Annotated in this window: 16 protein-coding genes; 6 read left to right on the top strand and 10 right to left on the bottom strand. The window is 60.7% G+C overall.

Annotated elements, in window-relative coordinates; all coding sequences use genetic code 11:
• Window positions 1–44: 44 nt before the first annotated feature.
• From AC06G5_RS07480 to AC06G5_RS07445, 8 genes are all read right to left on the bottom strand, one after another.
• Window positions 45–1,616, bottom strand: coding sequence for a flagellar hook-associated protein 3 (locus AC06G5_RS07480; protein ID WP_413425103.1), 1,572 nt, complete (start codon window positions 1,614–1,616; stop codon window positions 45–47).
• A 13-nt stretch (window positions 1,617–1,629) separates the two neighbouring features.
• Window positions 1,630–3,675 (bottom strand): flagellar hook-associated protein FlgK, encoded by a 2,046-nt coding sequence (gene flgK / locus AC06G5_RS07475; RefSeq protein ID WP_413705445.1) that lies wholly within the window; start codon window positions 3,673–3,675, stop codon window positions 1,630–1,632.
• 23 nt (window positions 3,676–3,698) lie between these two features.
• Window positions 3,699–4,985 (bottom strand): flagellar assembly peptidoglycan hydrolase FlgJ, encoded by a 1,287-nt coding sequence (gene flgJ / locus AC06G5_RS07470; protein WP_413425099.1) that lies wholly within the window; start codon window positions 4,983–4,985, stop codon window positions 3,699–3,701.
• An 11-nt stretch (window positions 4,986–4,996) separates the two neighbouring features.
• Window positions 4,997–6,106, bottom strand: coding sequence for a flagellar basal body P-ring protein FlgI (locus tag AC06G5_RS07465; protein ID WP_413425179.1), 1,110 nt, complete (start codon window positions 6,104–6,106; stop codon window positions 4,997–4,999).
• An 18-nt stretch (window positions 6,107–6,124) separates the two neighbouring features.
• Window positions 6,125–6,820 carry a flagellar basal body L-ring protein FlgH gene (flgH, locus tag AC06G5_RS07460; RefSeq protein WP_413425097.1) on the bottom strand — a complete coding sequence of 232 codons (696 nt, stop codon included), beginning with the start codon at window positions 6,818–6,820 and terminating at the stop codon, window positions 6,125–6,127.
• Window positions 6,821–6,872: 52 nt separating this feature from the next.
• Window positions 6,873–7,658: a flagellar basal-body rod protein FlgG gene (flgG, locus tag AC06G5_RS07455; RefSeq protein ID WP_015096282.1), complete on the bottom strand. Its 786-nt coding sequence runs from the start codon at window positions 7,656–7,658 to the stop codon at window positions 6,873–6,875.
• Window positions 7,659–7,703: 45 nt separating this feature from the next.
• Window positions 7,704–8,444 carry a flagellar basal body rod protein FlgF gene (locus AC06G5_RS07450; protein WP_008021361.1) on the bottom strand — a complete coding sequence of 247 codons (741 nt, stop codon included), beginning with the start codon at window positions 8,442–8,444 and terminating at the stop codon, window positions 7,704–7,706.
• A gap of 340 nt (window positions 8,445–8,784) precedes the next feature.
• Window positions 8,785–10,344: a sigma-54-dependent transcriptional regulator gene (locus AC06G5_RS07445; RefSeq protein WP_057398327.1), complete on the bottom strand. Its 1,560-nt coding sequence runs from the start codon at window positions 10,342–10,344 to the stop codon at window positions 8,785–8,787.
• Window positions 10,345–10,738: 394 nt separating this feature from the next.
• On the opposite strand from AC06G5_RS07445, the gene phhA reads away from it, so the two are divergent.
• The 6 genes from phhA (at window position 10,739) to AC06G5_RS07415 (ending at window position 15,130) form a co-directional block, all read left to right on the top strand.
• Window positions 10,739–11,524, top strand: a complete 786-nt coding sequence (phhA, locus tag AC06G5_RS07440; protein ID WP_413425093.1) for a phenylalanine 4-monooxygenase — start codon at window positions 10,739–10,741, stop codon at window positions 11,522–11,524.
• A 105-nt stretch (window positions 11,525–11,629) separates the two neighbouring features.
• Window positions 11,630–11,986 carry a 4a-hydroxytetrahydrobiopterin dehydratase gene (locus AC06G5_RS07435; RefSeq protein ID WP_007975310.1) on the top strand — a complete coding sequence of 119 codons (357 nt, stop codon included), beginning with the start codon at window positions 11,630–11,632 and terminating at the stop codon, window positions 11,984–11,986.
• On the top strand, window positions 11,986–13,179 hold the full coding sequence (locus AC06G5_RS07430; protein ID WP_413705447.1) for an amino acid aminotransferase: 1,194 nt from the start codon (window positions 11,986–11,988) through the stop codon (window positions 13,177–13,179). Before AC06G5_RS07435 ends, AC06G5_RS07430 begins: the two co-directional genes overlap by 1 nt.
• Before the next feature lie 263 nt (window positions 13,180–13,442).
• Window positions 13,443–13,574, top strand: coding sequence for a hypothetical protein (locus AC06G5_RS07425; RefSeq protein WP_008021369.1), 132 nt, complete (start codon window positions 13,443–13,445; stop codon window positions 13,572–13,574).
• A gap of 71 nt (window positions 13,575–13,645) precedes the next feature.
• Window positions 13,646–13,831, top strand: a complete 186-nt coding sequence (locus tag AC06G5_RS07420; RefSeq protein ID WP_413427323.1) for a hypothetical protein — start codon at window positions 13,646–13,648, stop codon at window positions 13,829–13,831.
• 99 nt (window positions 13,832–13,930) lie between these two features.
• Window positions 13,931–15,130, top strand: coding sequence for an MFS transporter (locus tag AC06G5_RS07415; RefSeq protein ID WP_413427322.1), 1,200 nt, complete (start codon window positions 13,931–13,933; stop codon window positions 15,128–15,130).
• Here AC06G5_RS07415 and arfB read toward each other — a convergent pair.
• Both arfB and AC06G5_RS07405 read right to left on the bottom strand, forming a co-directional pair.
• A complete protein-coding gene (gene arfB, locus AC06G5_RS07410) occupies window positions 15,127–15,540 on the bottom strand; it encodes an alternative ribosome rescue aminoacyl-tRNA hydrolase ArfB (RefSeq protein ID WP_008021374.1) in 414 nt (137 codons plus the stop codon). The genes AC06G5_RS07415 and arfB overlap by 4 nt on opposite strands.
• Before the next feature lie 227 nt (window positions 15,541–15,767).
• Complete coding sequence (locus tag AC06G5_RS07405) at window positions 15,768–17,189, bottom strand: amino acid permease (protein WP_413427321.1); 1,422 nt, start codon at window positions 17,187–17,189, stop codon at window positions 15,768–15,770.
• Window positions 17,190–17,224: the final 35 nt, after the last annotated feature.

Below are 17,224 nucleotides of genomic sequence, written 5' to 3'. Positions count from 1 at the left end.
ACTGAAGGGGCAAGACAATCGGGCGCCTGCGCGCCCGACCGCCATCAGATCTTGTTGAACAGGCCCAACTGGGAAATCTTGCTGAACGCCAGCTGCGCGGCCTGCAGCATGGTCTGCTGCAAGGTCAGGCGAGTCATGACTTCGGCCGGGTCCGAATCGCGAATCGACGACTGGCTCGCCGTGTTCGCCAGGGTCAGGCTCTCGTTGGTCGCGGTCTGGTTATCCAGCGCCTGACCACGGGCACCGATCGTGGTGATGGCCGAGCCGATCTGGTTGGCCGCACTGTCGATGTTGCCCATTCCCGACTCCATGGCGCCCAGAAACACCTGCTTGGCCACCGGGTTGCCGTCGATTGGCGTATTCAGCGCGGTAATCATCTGGCCCAGGGTATCGAGCACGTTCTGGGTCTGATGGTTGTTGGACTGAATCACGAACTGGTCGCCGGACGCCGGGGCGCCACCGCCCAAGGCAAACGTCACACCCGCCGCAGTGGCGTTGCCGCCCGCCACGGTGCCCGACGACACCGGCCTGCTGTCGGCGGTGATCGGTGCCGCATACAGGTCGAAATCGGTGGCACTGGTGAACTTGAGGATCGCCCCGCCCGATGGAAAGGCGTTGGTGTACGCCGTCTGGTTCGTCACGCTGGAACCGGTGATGACTGCGGTCGACGCGTTACCGGCACTGCGCGAAGTGTTGAAGGTATCCGTGGTGGAAGACAGATTGAAACTGTGACCGGCGATCACCGCATCCGGGTTGGTATCAGTGGATTTGAGGTTGATGTTCAGCTTCAGGTCAACGCCACGGAAACTGACCGTCTGGTTGGCACCGTTGGCGTTGCTGATGACGCCGTTCTGGCTGGCTTCGGTCGTAACGTCGTTACCCAGCGAGTCGGTGATCTTCAACTGGGTGCTGCTGAGGAAACTGACGGTGTAGGGCTGGCCGCCAGAGAACTTCGCGTTGTAGGTAGAGCTGGTGCCGACCGTACCGTTGGACAGCACCACGCGACCGTCATCCACTGCCGGAGCGGTCATGGTGGTTTGGGTGCGACCGGTATTGATGGTCTGCTGGAACGCATCCCAGCCGGTGGTGTTGGTCCCGATCGTCATGCCATCGCCAATGCCAAGGTCGACGGTGGTCTGGTCGCCGTTGTAGCTGTAGGTACCGTCCGAGTTCTGCGAATAAGGCGCAGTGTCGGTTTTCGAACCGGAGAACACGTAGTTGCCGTTCGCATCCTTGGAGTTCATCAGGCCCAACACTTGTTGCTGGATCTGACCCAACTCCGAAGCATAGGCCTTGCGGTCCGCGTCGGTGGCGATGCCGTTGCTGGCGGCGAGGGCCAGTTCCTTGGCGCGCTGCAAAGCGGTACCGATGGAGTCGAGCGTCGTTTCCTGCAGGCTCAACGCGCTCTTGGTGCTCTGGATGTTGGTGCCGTACTGATCAAGCATCGCGCTCTGCTGACCCAACTGCAGCAAACGACCGGCACCGATCGGATCATCGGCGGCGGTATTGACGCGGGTCAGGCTGCTGGCTTCGTTGCTGGTCGCGATGGCCTTGTTGAAGTTGCGCTGGTAGTTCGCAGCGGTGATTTCGTAATACTGGGCGGTGGAAATGCGCATGAATTACGACTCCTTAAAGGCTGTTGATCAGCGTGGTGAAAATTTCCTGCGCAGCCTTGATGATCTGCGAAGACGCGGTGTAGTACTGCTGGTACTTGACCAGGTTGCCGGTTTCTTCATCCAGGTCGACCCCGGAGTTCGAATCCCGCGCCCCTTTGGCGTTGGCCAGGATCGCCGTGGTGGCCTCGCTGTCGGACTTGCCCTGGGCCGCCTTGGCGCCGACGTTGGTCACCAGTTTGTTGTAGGCATCGGTCAGGCTGATGCCCTTGCTCGCCGTGCCGGTGTCTACGGTCTGCCTGGTTTGCAGTCCGACCAGCGCCTGGGCATTGCGGTTGTCCGAAGACGCCGCGCCAGCCAGGTTGATGGCGAAGCTTTCGCCGCTGGCTGGCGTGGCGCCGACCGTGGTCTGCACGGTGAACGTCTTCTGCACCGCCGGCGTGACGCTGCTGTCCATGACCGGAGCACCGCTGGCATCGACCATGCCCACTTTCAGGTTCAGTGTGTTGCTCTGGCCGGGAACGATGGTGCCGGTGCCGATCGAGTTGCCCTTGGCATCGACCATGTTGTAGTTCTGGCTACCGCCGCTGGCCGCTGCGAAAACCAGTTTGACCGGCGTCGAGTACTTGAGCGCGGTCTGCATTTCCGCCTGGGCCGCCGGGTTGTAGATATCGATGGTGCTGCTCAGCGTCGGCTGGGTGTAGGTGCCGCTGTTGTTGGCACTGGTCACGCCGGTCAACGGGGCGGCGGCGGCGATTTTTTTCGGGTCGGTGAGCACGGTCTGGATACTGGCCGCCGCGCCTCGAGTCGGCGTCACCTTGAACGAGTCGCCGGCGCTCAGCGCACCGCCGTTCAGGTTCAGGCTGAAGCCATCGATCACCGGAGCCGGAGTCGTCGTGGTACTGAACGCGCCCATGTCGGTGCCGTCCGAGCGCTTGACGGTGTAGTTGGTTGCGCTGGTGAACGTCACCTGATAGTCGCTGGTGGTCAGCTTGCCGGTGTCCTTGATGGTGACATCCAGGTTGCCGGAGCCGGCACTGTTGCCTGCCGACGCAATGCTGCGCTGACTGACCAGCGCGGCACTGTTGATGTTGTTGAAGATCGCCGCGCCGAAATCACCGTTCTTGTCGATACCTTGCGCCTGCTGGCTGTTGATCTGGTCAGCGACCACCAGTGCCACTCGCCCCAGCTCATTGAGCGAAGGGTCCAGCACTTCATTGCGATAAGTCAGCAGACCACCGATTTTACCGCCGCTGATCACCGAGGTCACATCGATGGTGCTGGAGCCACGGTTGAGCTGCAGCGCCATGCGTGATGGATCATCGTTGCCCGGCACGGTTTGCAGTGTATTGGTGGTGTTGCCGACCACCAGTGGCTGACCGCTGCCGATGTAGATGTCGTAGCTGTTGCCACGTTCGACCACCTGGGTACCGACCAGCTCGGACAGTTGGCGCACGGCTTCGTTACGCGAGTCCAGCAGGTCGTTTGGCTGGCTGCTGCCGGTGGAGAGCTCGGAAATCTTCTGGTTGAGCGTGGCGATCGTGGTGGACAGCTTGTTCACCTGATCCGCCATGTCGCCCAGGCTGCCATTGAGGTTGGTGTTCTGGTCGTTCAGCTGCTTGGCGATCGAATTGAAGCGGGCGGACAACGCCTGGGCACCGGTCAGCACCGACTGGCGGGACGTATCGTCGGTGGCCGACTTCGAAACGCCTTGCATCGAGGTGAAGAACTTTTGCAGCACACCGGTCAGCCCGGTGTTGCTATCGGAAAGCGTGGCGTCCAGCGGAGTGGCTTGAGCGTTGTACGACGCTGCTTCGCTGTCGAGCGAGGTAGCGGTACGCAGCTGCGAGTCGAGATACGAGTTATACACACGGCGCACATCGGCCAGTGTCGTGCCGGTACCGATGAACACGTTGCCGTACTGAATCGAGCTTTTGCTGCTCTGCACAGATTGCTGGCGCGAGTACCCGGCGGTGTCGACGTTGGCTATGTTGTTGCCGGTCGTCACCAACGAGTTATGGCCAGCACTCAGCCCCGACATCCCGATATTGAGCAAACTCATGATTCAGACCTTATACCTTGTGCCTATAAAGGCGTGGTGGAAACGCCCGCCGCAGCGTAGTTCTGGTAACTCGTCATCTGCTTGGCTATCTGCGAAATCTTGCTTGCGTAGTCCGGGTCGGTTGCGTAACCGGCCTTCTGCAACTCGCGTACAAACTGTTCTGGGTTATCGGCCGACTTCACGACATCTTGATAGCGATTGTTGGTCTGCAGCAAAGTCACGAGGTCATGGAAACTGTCCTTGTAGGAGTCGTAGGAACGGAACTCGGCCGTCTCCTTGACCATCTGCCCGTTTCTGAATTCGCTGGTGATCGCCCGCGCAGAATTACCCTGCCAGCTGTTGCCGGCCTTGATGCCGAACAGGTTGTGGCTGCTGCTGCCATCCTGCTGGCGCATGACCGACTTGCCCCAACCGGTTTCCAGGGCCGCCTGGGCTACCAGGTAACGTGGGTCGACACCGATCCGGGCCGCCGCTTCCCTGGCCATCGGCAACATGGTGTTGACGAAATCGTCGGCGGAGCTGAAGGCTTTCTTCGGCGGCGCCAGAGGAATCTGCGCCATGGCGCGACCGTAAATCTGCATGCCCCCAGAGGAGGATTGTTGCGCGTTCGCCAGCCAGTCGCCGTTGTACAGCGGCCCCGAGCCGGTGGCCGTTGTGCGCTCCGGCAATTGCGTTTTGTTGACCGTCGCAGCTGTGGTCGTCGCCGAAGGCACCAGCCCGGCCAACAGACGATCAGCCAGCTTCGGCGGCAATGCCAGGCGTCGCTGATTGATCAGCGCCATGTCATTGCGATGACCACCCTCACCCGCCTCCTGCGGCGCATGCACCGATCGCGAAGCCCACAATGGACGCTGACCGTTGACCCGCGACAGCGGGCCATTGATCGCCACCGTGCCTGCCGCTACTGGCGTTTGAACGGCTGCTTTCGCGGCCTCCTGTTTGGCCAGCGACGCAGCGGCGGCTTCACCCGGCGCCAGCGGTTTGTTCTTCGACATCTGGCGCATCAGCACGTCCGCCAGGCCGATACCACCACCCTCGCGAGACATGGAAACGGCCAATTGCTGGTCGTACATTTCCTGGTACTGCTTGGCCGCCGGGGTGTTGAGCGGATTGTCCTGACCCAGCGCTTCAGTGGCCGAGCGCATCGACTTGAGCATTTCCCCGAGGAACAGCGATTCGAACTCCTGCGCCACCTTGCGCAGGTTGCCGTCGCTGTTCTTGTCGCCGACCTTGAGCTGATTCAGACGATTGAGGTCCGAATAGGAGCCCGAATCGCTGCTGCTGACCAGACCGCTCTTGCGCATATCCACGATGGCCGTCCTCAGATCACGATCAGGTCGGCTTGCAGGGCGCCGGCCTGCTTCAACGCTTCAAGAATGGCCATCAAGTCACCTGGTGCCGCACCGACCTGATTCACCGCCCGCACGATCTCGTCGAGGGTGGTGCCAGGGCCGAACTTGAACATCGGCTTGGCTTCCTGCTGGGCATTGACCTTCGAACGCGGCACGACCGCCGTCGTGCCATTGGACAGAGGGCCGGGCTGGCTGACGATCGGGTCTTCGGTGATGGTCACGGTCAGGCTGCCGTGAGTCACGGCGGCCGGGGAAACCTTGACGTTCTGACCGATCACGATGGTGCCGGTACGGGAATTGATGATGACTTTCGCCACCGCCTGGCCCGGATCGATCTCAAGGTTTTCCAGGATCGACAGGTAGTCGACCCGCTGGCTCGGATCGAGCGGCGCGGTGACGCGAATCGAACCGCCGTCGATGGCCTGGGCCACGCCTGGGCCGAGCATGTCGTTGATCTTGTCGACGATGCGCTTGGCGGTGGTGAAGTCGGAACGGTTGAGGTTCAGCGTCAGGCTGTTGCCTTGGTTGAAACCACTCGGCACCGCGCGCTCCACCGACGCACCACCGGGGATGCGTCCGGCCGACGGAACGTTGACGGTAATCTTCGAGCCATCTCGTCCTTCCGCATCGAAACCACCGACCACCAGGTTGCCCTGGGCCACCGCATAGACGTTGCCGTCGATACCTTTGAGTGGCGTCAGCAGCAAGGTGCCGCCGCGCAGACTCTTGGAGTTGCCGATGGACGAAACGGTGATGTCGACCTGCTGCCCCGGCTTGGCGAACGCCGGCAGATCGGCACTGATCGACACCGCCGCGACGTTCTTCAACTGCACGTTGCCCGAGCCCGGCGGCACCTTGATGCCGAACTGCGAGAGCATGTTGTTGAAGGTCTGCAGGGTGAACGGGGTTTGCGTCGTCTGGTCGCCGGTGCCGTTAAGCCCGACCACCAGACCGTAGCCGATCAACTGGTTGGAACGCACGCCGGAAATGCTGGCGATGTCCTTCAGGCGCTCGGCTTGAGCATCGAAGGCCACGGACAGCAACAGGGCGCCCACCATAAGGTGTTTGAAGTTCAACATGCTCAACTGGAAAGCCACCTAGAAAGGGAACAGCGGGCTGAGGAAGAAACGGTCGAACCAGCCTGGCTGACTCGCATCGGCAAACGAACCGGTGCCCGAGTAGGTGATGCGCGCATCGGCGACACGGGTCGACGACACGGTGTTGTCGGTAGCGATGTCATCGGCGCGAACGAGACCTGCAATCCGTACCAGTTCGTCGCCGGTATTGAGGGTCATCCACTTCTCACCGCGCACCGCGATGATGCCGTTGGGCAACACATCGGCTACGGTTACGGTGATCGAGCCGGTCAGGGTGTTGCCCTGGGCCGCCTTGCTGTCACCCTTGGTGGCGCGGTCGCCTTCGTAGCTGGCGCTCAGGCTCAGATCGCCATCGCCGAACGGGTTGTTGGTGTTGGGCGTAGAACCGAACAGCGAGGTCAGGCCGATGCCGGTCTTGCTGTTCTTGGCCACCTGCGAGTTGGCGTTTTTACTGGCCTGGGTCCTTTCGTTCAGGGTGATGGTGATGATGTCACCGATCCGGAACGCCTTGCGGTCGCTGTAGAGGTTCTGTTCGAAACCGGCCTGATAGATCGAGCCGTTGTTCGCCGCCGCCGGCAACGGCGTGCGCGGCAACACCGGAGCGTAGTAAGGGTCATTGGGCTTGGGCGTCGCAGGAACGCAACCTGCGAGCGCGGCGATCCCACTCAGTGCCAGAACAGATACATAGCGATTCATGACCCTACCTCACGGTGTAGCAGGCAGCCTCAGGGCCGCCACATAGACTTGATTACAGATTCTGCGTTACGAACGAGAGCATCTGGTCGGCGGTGGAGATCACCTTGGAGTTCATCTCGTAGGCGCGCTGGGTGGTGATCATGTTGACCATCTCCTCAACGGTGCTGACGTTGGACGTTTCCAGGGTGTTCTGCAGTGTGGTGCCGAAACCGTTCAGGCCCGGTGTGCCGACTTGCGGCGCGCCACTGGCAGCGGTTTCCAGGAACAGGTTGTTGCCCACTGCCTGCAGGCCGGCCGGGTTGATGAAGTCGGCGGTTTGCAGGTTGCCGATCACCTGGGCAGCCGGGTTGCCGGCAATGGTGATGGACACGGTGCCGTCGCGGCCGACCGTGAAGGTCTGCGCGTCGTTCGGAATGACAATGGCCGGCTCCAGGGCAAAGCCACTGGCGTTCACGATCTGGCCGTTGGAGTCCAGGTGGAACGTACCGTCACGGGTGTAGGACGTAGTGCCGTCCGGTTGCAGGATCTGGAAGAAACCGCGACCGTCGATGGCCATGTCCAGTGGCTGCTCGGTGGTTTGCAGGCTGCCGGCGGTGAAATTTTTCTGGGTGCCGACGATGCGCACACCGGTACCCAGTTGCAGGCCCGACGGCAGTTCGCTGTCCTGGGTCGACTGGGCGCCTGGTTGACGCTTGATCTGGTAGAGCAAGTCCTGGAACTCGGCGCGGTCACGTTTGAAACCCGTGGTCGACACGTTCGCCAGGTTGTTGGAAATGGTGGTCAGGTTGGTGTCCTGGGCGGACAGACCTGTTTTGGCAACCCATAGAGCCGGAAGCATTCGATTCTCCTCGTGCGCCTGTTTTACGGCGCGACGTTCTGATAATTAGCTGATCTGCAAGACCCGAGCCATGGCCTGGTCATCGTCTTTGGCGGTGTTCATCATCTTGATGTGCAGCTCGAACTGCTTGGACAAGGCCAGTACCGAGGTCATCTCTTCCACGGCATTGACGTTGCTCGACTCGAGGAACCCGGACACCAGCTTGACGCCGGCATCAGCCTGCGCCGGCTTGCCGTCCTTGGTGTGGATCGAACCATCCAGGCCCTTGGTCATGTTCTTGAGGTCCGGGTTGACCAGCTTGATGCGGTCGACCTCAGCCATCACCCGGGGACCTTCGCCCATTGCGCGGATGCTGATGGTGCCGTCTTCACCGACTTCGATCTGCTGCTCCGGCGGCACGGCAATCGGCCCGCCATTGCCCATGACCGGCATGCCGTTGCCGGCGCGCAACACGCCCAGGGCGTCAACGTTCAGGCTGCCGGTGCGCACGTAGCTTTCAGCGCCATCGGGGTTCTGCACGGCAATCCAGCCATTGCCTTGCACGGCAACGTCGAGGTCGCGGCCGGTTTCCACCAGCGAGCCCGGGGAGAAATCGGTGGCTGGGCGTTCGGACATGGCAAACGCACGCGCCGGAAAGCTGTCACCGAACACCGGCATCGAACGGGCCTGCTCCAGGTCTTTCTGGAAGCCGTTGGTGGAGATGTTCGCGAGGTTGTTGGCATGAGCCTTTTGCGCCAGTGCATTCTGGCTGGCGCCGGTCATTGCCACATAAAGGTACTTGTCCACACTCTTTCCTCTGCCTGCCGGACGTTTGCCGTCCACTGCTGTACTGCTGAGCCATAAGCAATTTGCAGACCAACTTGTTTTTGGCGGCGCGAGGCCCGGCAAACAAAGGACTTGAAGGGATCAGAGGGGATTGGTGATTTGTATCGGAGACGAAAAACCGGCGGTGTCATGCCGGTGGGTGGCAAGAGCCGGCCTCTTGAGTGACTGAACTGTCGCCTTCGTCGGATCGCCGCCCGGAGCAAGCCCGCTCCCACAGGGAGAACGCCGTCCAAATGTGGGAGCGGGCTTGCTCCGGGCGGCGATCCGACGAAGAGGCCGGCAATTACGCCGCAGATTTCAGTCAAGACTCGGTCTTGCCCACCTCATACTCGCGCAACTTGTTGGCAATGGTGGTATGTGAAACCCCCAGGCGCTTGCCCAGTTGCCGACTGCTAGGATGCTCGGAATACAACCGCTCCAGCACGGCTTTCTCGAAACGCCCGACGATCTCGTCCAGCCCGCCTTCCAGCGAAAAATCGCCAAGCGGCTGACGCACGCCATAATCCGGCAGACGAATATGCTCGGCCTTGACCGTGCCGCCGTCGCACAGGGAAACCGCCTGGAACAGCACATTCTCCAGTTGCCGCACGTTACCCGGCCAATGGTAGTGACTGAGCCGCTCCATGGCCGCCGGGGCGAGTTTGGGTAGCGAACAGCCGATCTGCCGACTGGCCTGATCGAGGAAGTGCTCCACCAGCGGCGTCAAGCCGTCGAGGCATTCGCGCAACGGCGGGATGTGCAGCGATAACACATTCAAGCGGTGATAGAGGTCCTGGCGGAACTCGCCGCGAGCACACAATTCGGACAAGTCGACCTGGGTCGCGCAGATCACTCGCACGTCGAGGTAGACCTCTTCATCGCTGCCCACACGACGGAAGCAACCGTCCTGCAAGAAGCGCAGCAATTTCACCTGCAAGCGCGGGCTCATTTCCCCAACGCCATCGAGAAACAGCGTACCGCCCGCCGTCAGCTCCAGCAGCCCGAGCTTGCCTTCGGCCCGCGCCCCTTCAAAGGCACCAGGGCCATAACCGAACAGTTCAGTCTCGGCCATGGACTCCGGCAGACCGGCACAATTGAGCGCCATCAACGGCGACTGCCCGCGAGGACTGGCCAGATGGCAGGCTCGCGCCAGCAATTCTTTACCGGTACCGGTTTCCCCTTCGATCAAAAGCGGCGCATCCAGCGGCGCCATGCGCCGCGCTTCGCGCACTACCGCGGCCATCACTTTCGAGCTCTGAAAGATGCTGTCGAAGCCGCGCAGCTCCTGCTTGCGCACGTTATAGATGCGCTCGCCCACCCGGTCGGCGCGGTGCAGCGTCAGCACCGCACCAGCCATGGCCTCACTGTCGTCGTGCTCCGATTGCAATGGCGCGATGTCGGCCAGAAACACATCACCCTTGACCTTGACCCGCAGCCCGTTGATCCGCGACTTGTTGGCGCGCACCAGTTCCGGCAAATCGAAATCCTCGGCGTACCGCGACAGGGGAATACCCGGCACCTCGTCGACCCGCACTCCGAGCAACTGCGCCGCTGCCCGGTTGGCCGCGACGATGGAACCGCCCATGTCGATCGACAGCACCGGAAACTCCAGCGCACCGAGCAGTGCATTGAGCTCCATGTGCCGACGCTCGCTGGGCATCAGGCCTACACGCTTGACGCCAAAGACCCCGGCAATCGCTTCGAATTTCGGACGCAAGGCCTGGAACTGAATGTTGATCAGGTTCGGGCAATGCAGGTAGATGGCATTGCCATGCTCACCGCCCACCTCACCGCGGGCCACGTTGATCCCGTACTCCACCAACAGATTGAGAATGTCGCGCAGGATGCCTATGCGGTTCTGGCAGTGGACTTTGATACGCATATAAAAGGCCCGAAAATGCAGTGAGTGAGGTTGAGGTCCTGTGGGAGCGGGCTTGCTCGCGAAGGCGGTCTGTCTGATACATCAATGTTGACTATGCCGACGCTTTCGCGAGCAAGCCCGCTCCCACAGGGGTATTGCAGTGCGCGTTCGATCGCATTTTTCTTTCGAGGCACCCAGATAGTCGTCAAGATTATGTGACAGGCAAAGCGTTTTTCAAACCGGGAAATCTCAATGGCTGCGCGATCGCGACAAATTCGTAACGAAAATTTTACGTTTATCGAGGAGTTTTCCTGTGCACGACGCCCGACACCTGCTGCAACAGTGCAATTCATGGGGTATTCCTAGGTCTATAGCAGCACATAACAAGAACGAATCCCCCTAGCAGGAGAGCAGCATGAAGCAGACGCAATACGTGGCTCGCGAGCCCGATGCGCAAGGTTTTATCGACTACCCCGCCGAAGAACACGCGGTGTGGAACACGCTGATCACTCGTCAACTGAAAGTGATCGAAGGGCGTGCGTGCCAGGAATACCTGGACGGTATCGAAAAACTCGGTCTGCCCCACGACCGCATTCCTCAACTCGGCGAAATCAACAAGGTCCTCGGTGAAACTACCGGTTGGCAGGTTGCCCGGGTTCCGGCACTGATTCCCTTCCAGACCTTTTTCGAATTGCTGGCCAGCAAGCAGTTTCCAGTGGCGACCTTTATTCGCACTCGCGAAGAACTGGACTACCTGCAAGAGCCGGACATTTTCCACGAGATCTTTGGCCACTGCCCGTTGCTGACCAACCCCTGGTTCGCTGAATTCACCCACACCTACGGCAAGCTCGGCCTCAAGGCGACCAAGGAAGAGCGCGTGTACCTGGCGCGCCTGTACTGGATGACCATCGAATTCGGTCTGCTCGACACCCCGCAAGGCCAGCGCATCTACGGCGGCGGCATTCTGTCTTCGCCGAAGGAAACCGTTTACTGCCTGTCGAACGAGCCTGAACATCAAGCCTTCGACCCGCTGGAATGCATGCGCACGCCGTACCGCATCGACATCCTGCAACCCCTGTATTTCGTTCTGCCGAACCTCAAGCGCCTGTTCGACCTGGCCCACGAAGACATCATGGGCATGGTCAAGCAAGCGATGCAGATGGGTCTGCACACCCCGAAATTTCCGCCAAAGGCTGCGTGAACCGCGACTTTTGCTGACAAGTGAGTCTGTCAGTCACCGTCGCTTTGGTTTAGCGTGACGGAACTGTCGACCGATATAAAAACACTCGATTTCAGGAACCACACCATGTCCACTTTGAACCAAGCCCATTGCGAAGCCTGCCGCGCCGACGCCCCACAAGTCAGCGATGAAGAACTGCCGATCCTGATCAAGCAGATCCCGGACTGGAACATCGAAGTACGCGACAGCATCATGCAGCTGGAAAAGGTCTTCCTGTTCAAGAACTTCAAACATGCCCTGGCCTTCACCAACGCCGTCGGTGAAATCTCCGAAGCCGAAGGCCATCACCCGGGCCTGCTGACCGAGTGGGGCAAAGTGACCGTGACCTGGTGGAGCCACTCGATCAAGGGCCTGCACCGCAACGACTTCATCATGGCCGCGCGCACTGACGAAGTAGCGAAGGACGCTGAGGGGCGCAAATAATGCATTTCGACGCCATCGGTCGAGTACCTGGCGACCCGATCCTCGGCCTGATGGAGGCCTACGCGCAGGACCCGAACCCGCGCAAGTTCGATTTGGGCGTGGGCGTCTATAAAGACGCCCAGGGCCTGACGCCGATTCTTGAATCGGTGAAGCTTGCCGAGCAACGCCTGGTGGAGCGTCAATCCACCAAGACCTACATCGGTGGCCACGGCGAGCCTGCGTTCGGCAAGGCCATCAATGAACTGGTGCTGGGCGCCGATTCGAAACTGATCAGCGCACAACGCGCCGGCGCCACCCAGACGCCCGGCGGCACTGGTGCGCTACGCCTGAGCGCGGACTTCATCGCCCAATGCCTGCCAGGCCGCGGTGTGTGGTTGAGCAACCCGACCTGGCCGATCCACGAAAGCATTTTCGCGGCCGCCAAGGTCAAGGTCAGCCACTACCCCTACGTCGGCAGTGACAACCGTCTCGACGTCGAAGGCATGCTGGCAGCGCTCAATGAAGCACCCAAGGGTGACGTGGTCTTGCTGCACGCCTGTTGCCACAATCCGACCGGTTTCGACCTGTCCCACGACGACTGGCATCGGGTGCTGGAGGTAGTACGCAAGCGCGAATTGCTGCCACTGATCGACTTCGCGTACCAAGGATTCGGCGATGGCCTGGAACAGGATGCCTGGTCGACCCGGCTGTTCGCCGCCGAGTTGCCGGAACTGCTGATCACCAGTTCCTGCTCGAAGAACTTCGGCCTGTACCGCGACCGCACCGGCGCGCTGATTGTCTGCGCGAAAACCGCCGACAAGCTCACCGACATCCGCAGCCAGCTGGCCAATATCGCCCGCAACCTATGGTCGACGCCGCCGGATCACGGTGCGGCCGTGGTCGCGACCATCCTCGGCGACCCGGAGCTGAAAAACCTCTGGGCTGACGAAGTGGAAGGCATGCGCCTGCGCATCGCCCAACTGCGCAGCGGTCTGGTGGAGGCGCTGGAGCCTCACGGTTTGCGCGAGCGCTTTGCGCACATTGGCGTGCAACGCGGGATGTTCTCCTACACCGGCCTGTCGCCGGATCAGGTCAGGCAACTGCGCGAGCACCACAGCGTGTACATGGTCAACTCCGGCCGGGCCAACGTCGCAGGCATTGATGCCACGCGCCTGGATTTGCTGGCCGAAGCAATTGCCAAGGTCTGCAAATAATCCTGCCCCCTTCCTGTAGGAGCGAGCTAGCTCGCGATGGACGCCAGAACACCGCGGGGTGTCAAGCACCCCTGCGTTATCGTTGACGTTTTTCGCGAGCAAGCTCGCTCCTACAGTTGTTTCAACCTGTCTATACAATCCCATCCGTCGAAACAAATGGATATAAAAGTCTGTTTGTCATTTTTAGTGCTGTATCCTGCCAAGGCTTTTTTTAAAGCGCGGATCTACCAGATCTATCAACAGACTTAGCGAGGAGCGCAACCATGCACGAGATTCCCAATCTCCCCTTCCCAAGCCTGCACGTACCTGAGCAGACGCCCACGCAGCAAGCCGGAGCCCGACAGCCCGAGCCGAAAGAAGCCACTGACCGCCGCCAGGCTGACAGCGAAGACTGAAACACCCGCGGTACAGACCGTGTGGAAAGCGCTAACATGCGCTTTCCACACTGCCTGAAACGAGCCTGACCATGACCGATGATTTCAGCGAAGCGCAAGCCAGCGTCCTGATCGGCACTGCCGAGAAAATGATCGAGATCTGGAATCGCCTCTCCCCCGAAAAACAAGCCGCTTTGCTCGCCCGCTTCGGCAGCGAAGAAAATGCGCTGGCCGCCCTGGTCACCACGCAACTGGTCGCTCCCGTCAAACCCGAATGACACCTCCGGGCAAATAGTTTTACTTTTTCATAACCTGCGACCGTCCACACCGCTATCATAAGCAGCCTATCTATCCTGCTTTACCGTGGACCTTTACCCATGCCTGAAAACCAGCGCCCCCTGGCGGTCACGCTGCAAGTTGTTTCCATCGTCCTTTTCACCTTCATCGGCTACCTGAACATCGGCATCCCCCTGGCCGTGTTGCCCGGTTACGTCCACAGCGACCTGGGCTTCGGCGCGGTGATCGCGGGCCTGGTGATCAGCGTGCAATACCTGGCCACCCTGCTCAGCCGCCCCCATGCCGGGAAGATCATCGACAACAAGGGCAGCAAACTGGCAGTGATGTATGGCCTGGCCGGTTGCGGCTTGAGCGGCGTGTTCATGCTGATCTCGGCCTGGACCCAGAGCCTGCCGACCTTGAGCCTGATCAGCCTGTTGATCGGACGCCTGGTTCTCGGCAGCGCGGAGAGCTTGGTAGGCTCGGGCTCGATTGGCTGGGGTATCGGCCGGGTCGGTGCAGCGAACACCGCCAAAGTCATCTCCTGGAACGGTATCGCCAGCTACGGCGCACTGGCCGTCGGCGCGCCCTTGGGCGTGTTGATCGTCCATCGACTGGGCTTGTGGAGCATGGGGGTGAGTATTATGTTGCTGGCCGTGCTCGGCCTGCTGCTGGCCTGGCCGAAAACCGCCGCGCCTATCGTTGCCGGTGAGCGCCTGCCGTTCATGCACGTGCTCGGGCGGGTCTTCCCCCACGGCTGTGGCCTGGCCCTGGGCTCCATCGGTTTCGGCACCATCGCCACCTTCATCACCCTGTATTACGCCACGCAACACTGGGATAACGCCGTGCTGTGCCTGAGCCTGTTCGGTGCCAGTTTCATCGGCGCGCGCTTGCTGTTCGGCAACCTGATCAACCGCCTCGGCGGCTTTCGCGTCGCCATTGCCTGCCTGTCAGTGGAAACCCTGGGATTGCTGTTGCTGTGGCTGGCACCGGATGCGCATTGGGCGCTGGCGGGTGCGGCACTGAGCGGCTTCGGCTTTTCGCTGGTGTTTCCGGCGCTGGGGGTGGAAGCGGTCAACCTGGTACCGGCCTCCAGCCGTGGCGCAGCCGTTGGCGCCTATTCGCTGTTCATCGACCTGTCACTGGGGATCACCGGACCGGTCGCTGGCGCCATTGCCGCCGGGTTCGGTTTCGCTTCGATCTTCCTGTTCGCCGCCCTTGCTGCGGTGAGCGGATTGACGCTGAGCGTTTACCTGTACCGACAGGCACCGAAGCAACGCGAGGCGCGGGACGCCCGTTAGAAGTCGACCTTGCCGCGCCCGGCCTTGATGTTGCCGCGCTTGCTCTTGGATTCGAGGCGACGGGTCTTCGAGCCGAGGGTCGGCTTGGTCGGACGGCGCTTCTTCTCGACCTTGGTGGCACTGAGGATCAACTCGGTCAGCCGCAACAGCGCATCGGCGCGGTTCTGCTCCTGCGTCCGGTACTGCTGGGCCTTGATGATCAGCACACCGTCACTGGTGATGCGGCTGTCGCGCAGTGCCAGCAGCCGCTCCTTGTAGAACTCGGGCAAGGACGACGCCGGAATGTCGAAGCGCAGGTGCACGGCACTGGAGACCTTGTTTACGTTCTGCCCACCCGCCCCTTGCGCGCGAATGGCCGTCAACTCGATCTCTGCATCCGGCAGATGCACGTTGTTGGAAATGACCAGCATGGAAAAGCGTCCGTATTCAGAGTGTGCAGGATAAGGCATGCGAGGAAAAAATGTGGGAGCGGGCTTGCTCCGGGCGGCGTTCCGACGAATGCGTCAGGTCAGCCAACAAAGATGTCGACTGACACGCCCTTTTCGCGAGCAAGCCCGCTCCCACAAAGGGATTTATGTGGGCCATGAAAACAACAAACCCGGCACATGGCCGGGTTTGTTGTTACTGCGCTCTGCGTTTACTTCACCGAAGCACTGGCAGACTGCATTACATGTTGCGCACTGCGCTTGTTCTTGATGCCGTAGCAGCCCCACATGAACACGAGCCACACCGGAATCGCGTACACCGATTGATTGATCCCGGGAATCAACAGCATCACGCCAAGGATGAACACCACGAACGCCAGGCAGATGAAGTTGCCGTACGGATACCACAAGGCCTTGAACAGCGGCGTCTGCCGGGTCTTGTTCATGTGCTGGCGGAACTTGAAGTGCGAGAAGCTGATCATCGCCCAGTTGATCACCAGGGTGGCCACCACCAGCGACATCAACAGTTCCAGCGCGTTTTGCGGCATCAGGTAGTTCAGCAGTACTGCGATCAGGGTCACGGCCGCCGAGGCCAGGATCGAACGCACCGGCACGCCACGCTTGTCGATCTTCGCCAGGCCCTTCGGCGCATCGCCCTGCTCGGCCATGCCCAGCAGCATGCGGCTGTTGCAATAGGTGCCGCTGTTGTACACCGACAGGGCAGCGGTCAGGACCACGAAGTTGAGGATGTGCGCAGCGGTGTTGCTGCCCAGCATCGAGAACACCTGCACGAACGGACTGCCGCTGTAGGAATCACCGGAGGCGTTCAGGGTGGTCAGCAGGCTGTCCCACGGGGTCAACGACAACAGGATAACCAGTGCACCGATGTAGAAAATCAGGATCCGGTAGATCACCTGGTTGATGGCTTTCGGGATCACGGTTTTCGGCTTGTCGGCTTCGGCTGCGGTGAAACCGAGCATTTCCAGGCCGCCGAAGGAAAACATGATGAAAGCCATGGCCATTACCAGGCCGCTGATGCCGTTCGGGAAGAAGCCGCCATGGGACCACAGGTTGCTTACCGCTGCTTGCGGGCCGCCATTACCGCTGACCAGCAGGTAGCTGCCCAGGGCAATCATGCCGACGATTGCCACGACCTTGATGATCGCAAACCAGAACTCGGCTTCTCCGAACACCTTGACGTTGGCCAGGTTGATCGCATTGATCAGCACGAAGAAGGCGGCGGCAGACACCCAGGTCGGGATGTCCGGTGCCCAGTAGTGGATGTACTTGCCGACAGCCGTCAGCTCGGACATGCCTACCAGAATGTACAGAATCCAGCAGTTCCAGCCCGACAGGAAGCCGGCAAAGCCGCCCCAGTAGGTGTGCGCGAAATGGCTGAAGGAGCCGGCCACCGGGTCTTCGACGATCATTTCGCCCAGTTGGCGCATGATCAGGAACGCAATGAAGCCGCAGATGGCGTAGCCGAGGATCATCGACGGGCCGGCGGATTTCAGTACCCCGGCCGAGCCGAGGAACAAGCCGGTACCGATCGCGCCACCGAGGGCGATCAATTGAATGTGGCGATTTTTCAGGCCGCGTTTCAGCTCGCCTGATTGCGGGTGTTGTCCACTCATGAAAAGGGTCTCACGCAAGGTTTGATGATGTTCAG

The sequence above is a fragment of the Pseudomonas sp. WT-JTC genome (assembly GCF_056711565.1).
The sequence above is the reverse complement of the archived record's forward strand: the minus strand, read 5'-3'. Positions and strand labels throughout refer to the sequence as shown.

Coding starts and splice junctions, on each gene's coding strand:
- AC06G5_RS07480 (WP_413425103.1), bottom strand. CDS start 1,616: ATGCGCATTTCCACCGCCCAGTATTACGAAATCACCGCTGCGAACTAC.
- flgK (WP_413705445.1), bottom strand. CDS start 3,675: ATGAGTTTGCTCAATATCGGGATGTCGGGGCTGAGTGCTGGCCATAAC.
- AC06G5_RS07465 (WP_413425179.1), bottom strand. CDS start 6,106: ATGTTGAACTTCAAACACCTTATGGTGGGCGCCCTGTTGCTGTCCGTG.
- flgH (WP_413425097.1), bottom strand. CDS start 6,820: ATGAATCGCTATGTATCTGTTCTGGCACTGAGTGGGATCGCCGCGCTC.
- flgG (WP_015096282.1), bottom strand. CDS start 7,658: ATGCTTCCGGCTCTATGGGTTGCCAAAACAGGTCTGTCCGCCCAGGAC.
- AC06G5_RS07445 (WP_057398327.1), bottom strand. CDS start 10,344: ATGCGTATCAAAGTCCACTGCCAGAACCGCATAGGCATCCTGCGCGAC.
- phhA (WP_413425093.1), top strand. CDS start 10,739: ATGAAGCAGACGCAATACGTGGCTCGCGAGCCCGATGCGCAAGGTTTT.
- AC06G5_RS07435 (WP_007975310.1), top strand. CDS start 11,630: ATGTCCACTTTGAACCAAGCCCATTGCGAAGCCTGCCGCGCCGACGCC.
- AC06G5_RS07430 (WP_413705447.1), top strand. CDS start 11,986: ATGCATTTCGACGCCATCGGTCGAGTACCTGGCGACCCGATCCTCGGC.
- AC06G5_RS07425 (WP_008021369.1), top strand. CDS start 13,443: ATGCACGAGATTCCCAATCTCCCCTTCCCAAGCCTGCACGTACCTGAG.
- AC06G5_RS07420 (WP_413427323.1), top strand. CDS start 13,646: ATGACCGATGATTTCAGCGAAGCGCAAGCCAGCGTCCTGATCGGCACT.
- AC06G5_RS07415 (WP_413427322.1), top strand. CDS start 13,931: ATGCCTGAAAACCAGCGCCCCCTGGCGGTCACGCTGCAAGTTGTTTCC.
- arfB (WP_008021374.1), bottom strand. CDS start 15,540: ATGCTGGTCATTTCCAACAACGTGCATCTGCCGGATGCAGAGATCGAG.
- AC06G5_RS07405 (WP_413427321.1), bottom strand. CDS start 17,189: ATGAGTGGACAACACCCGCAATCAGGCGAGCTGAAACGCGGCCTGAAA.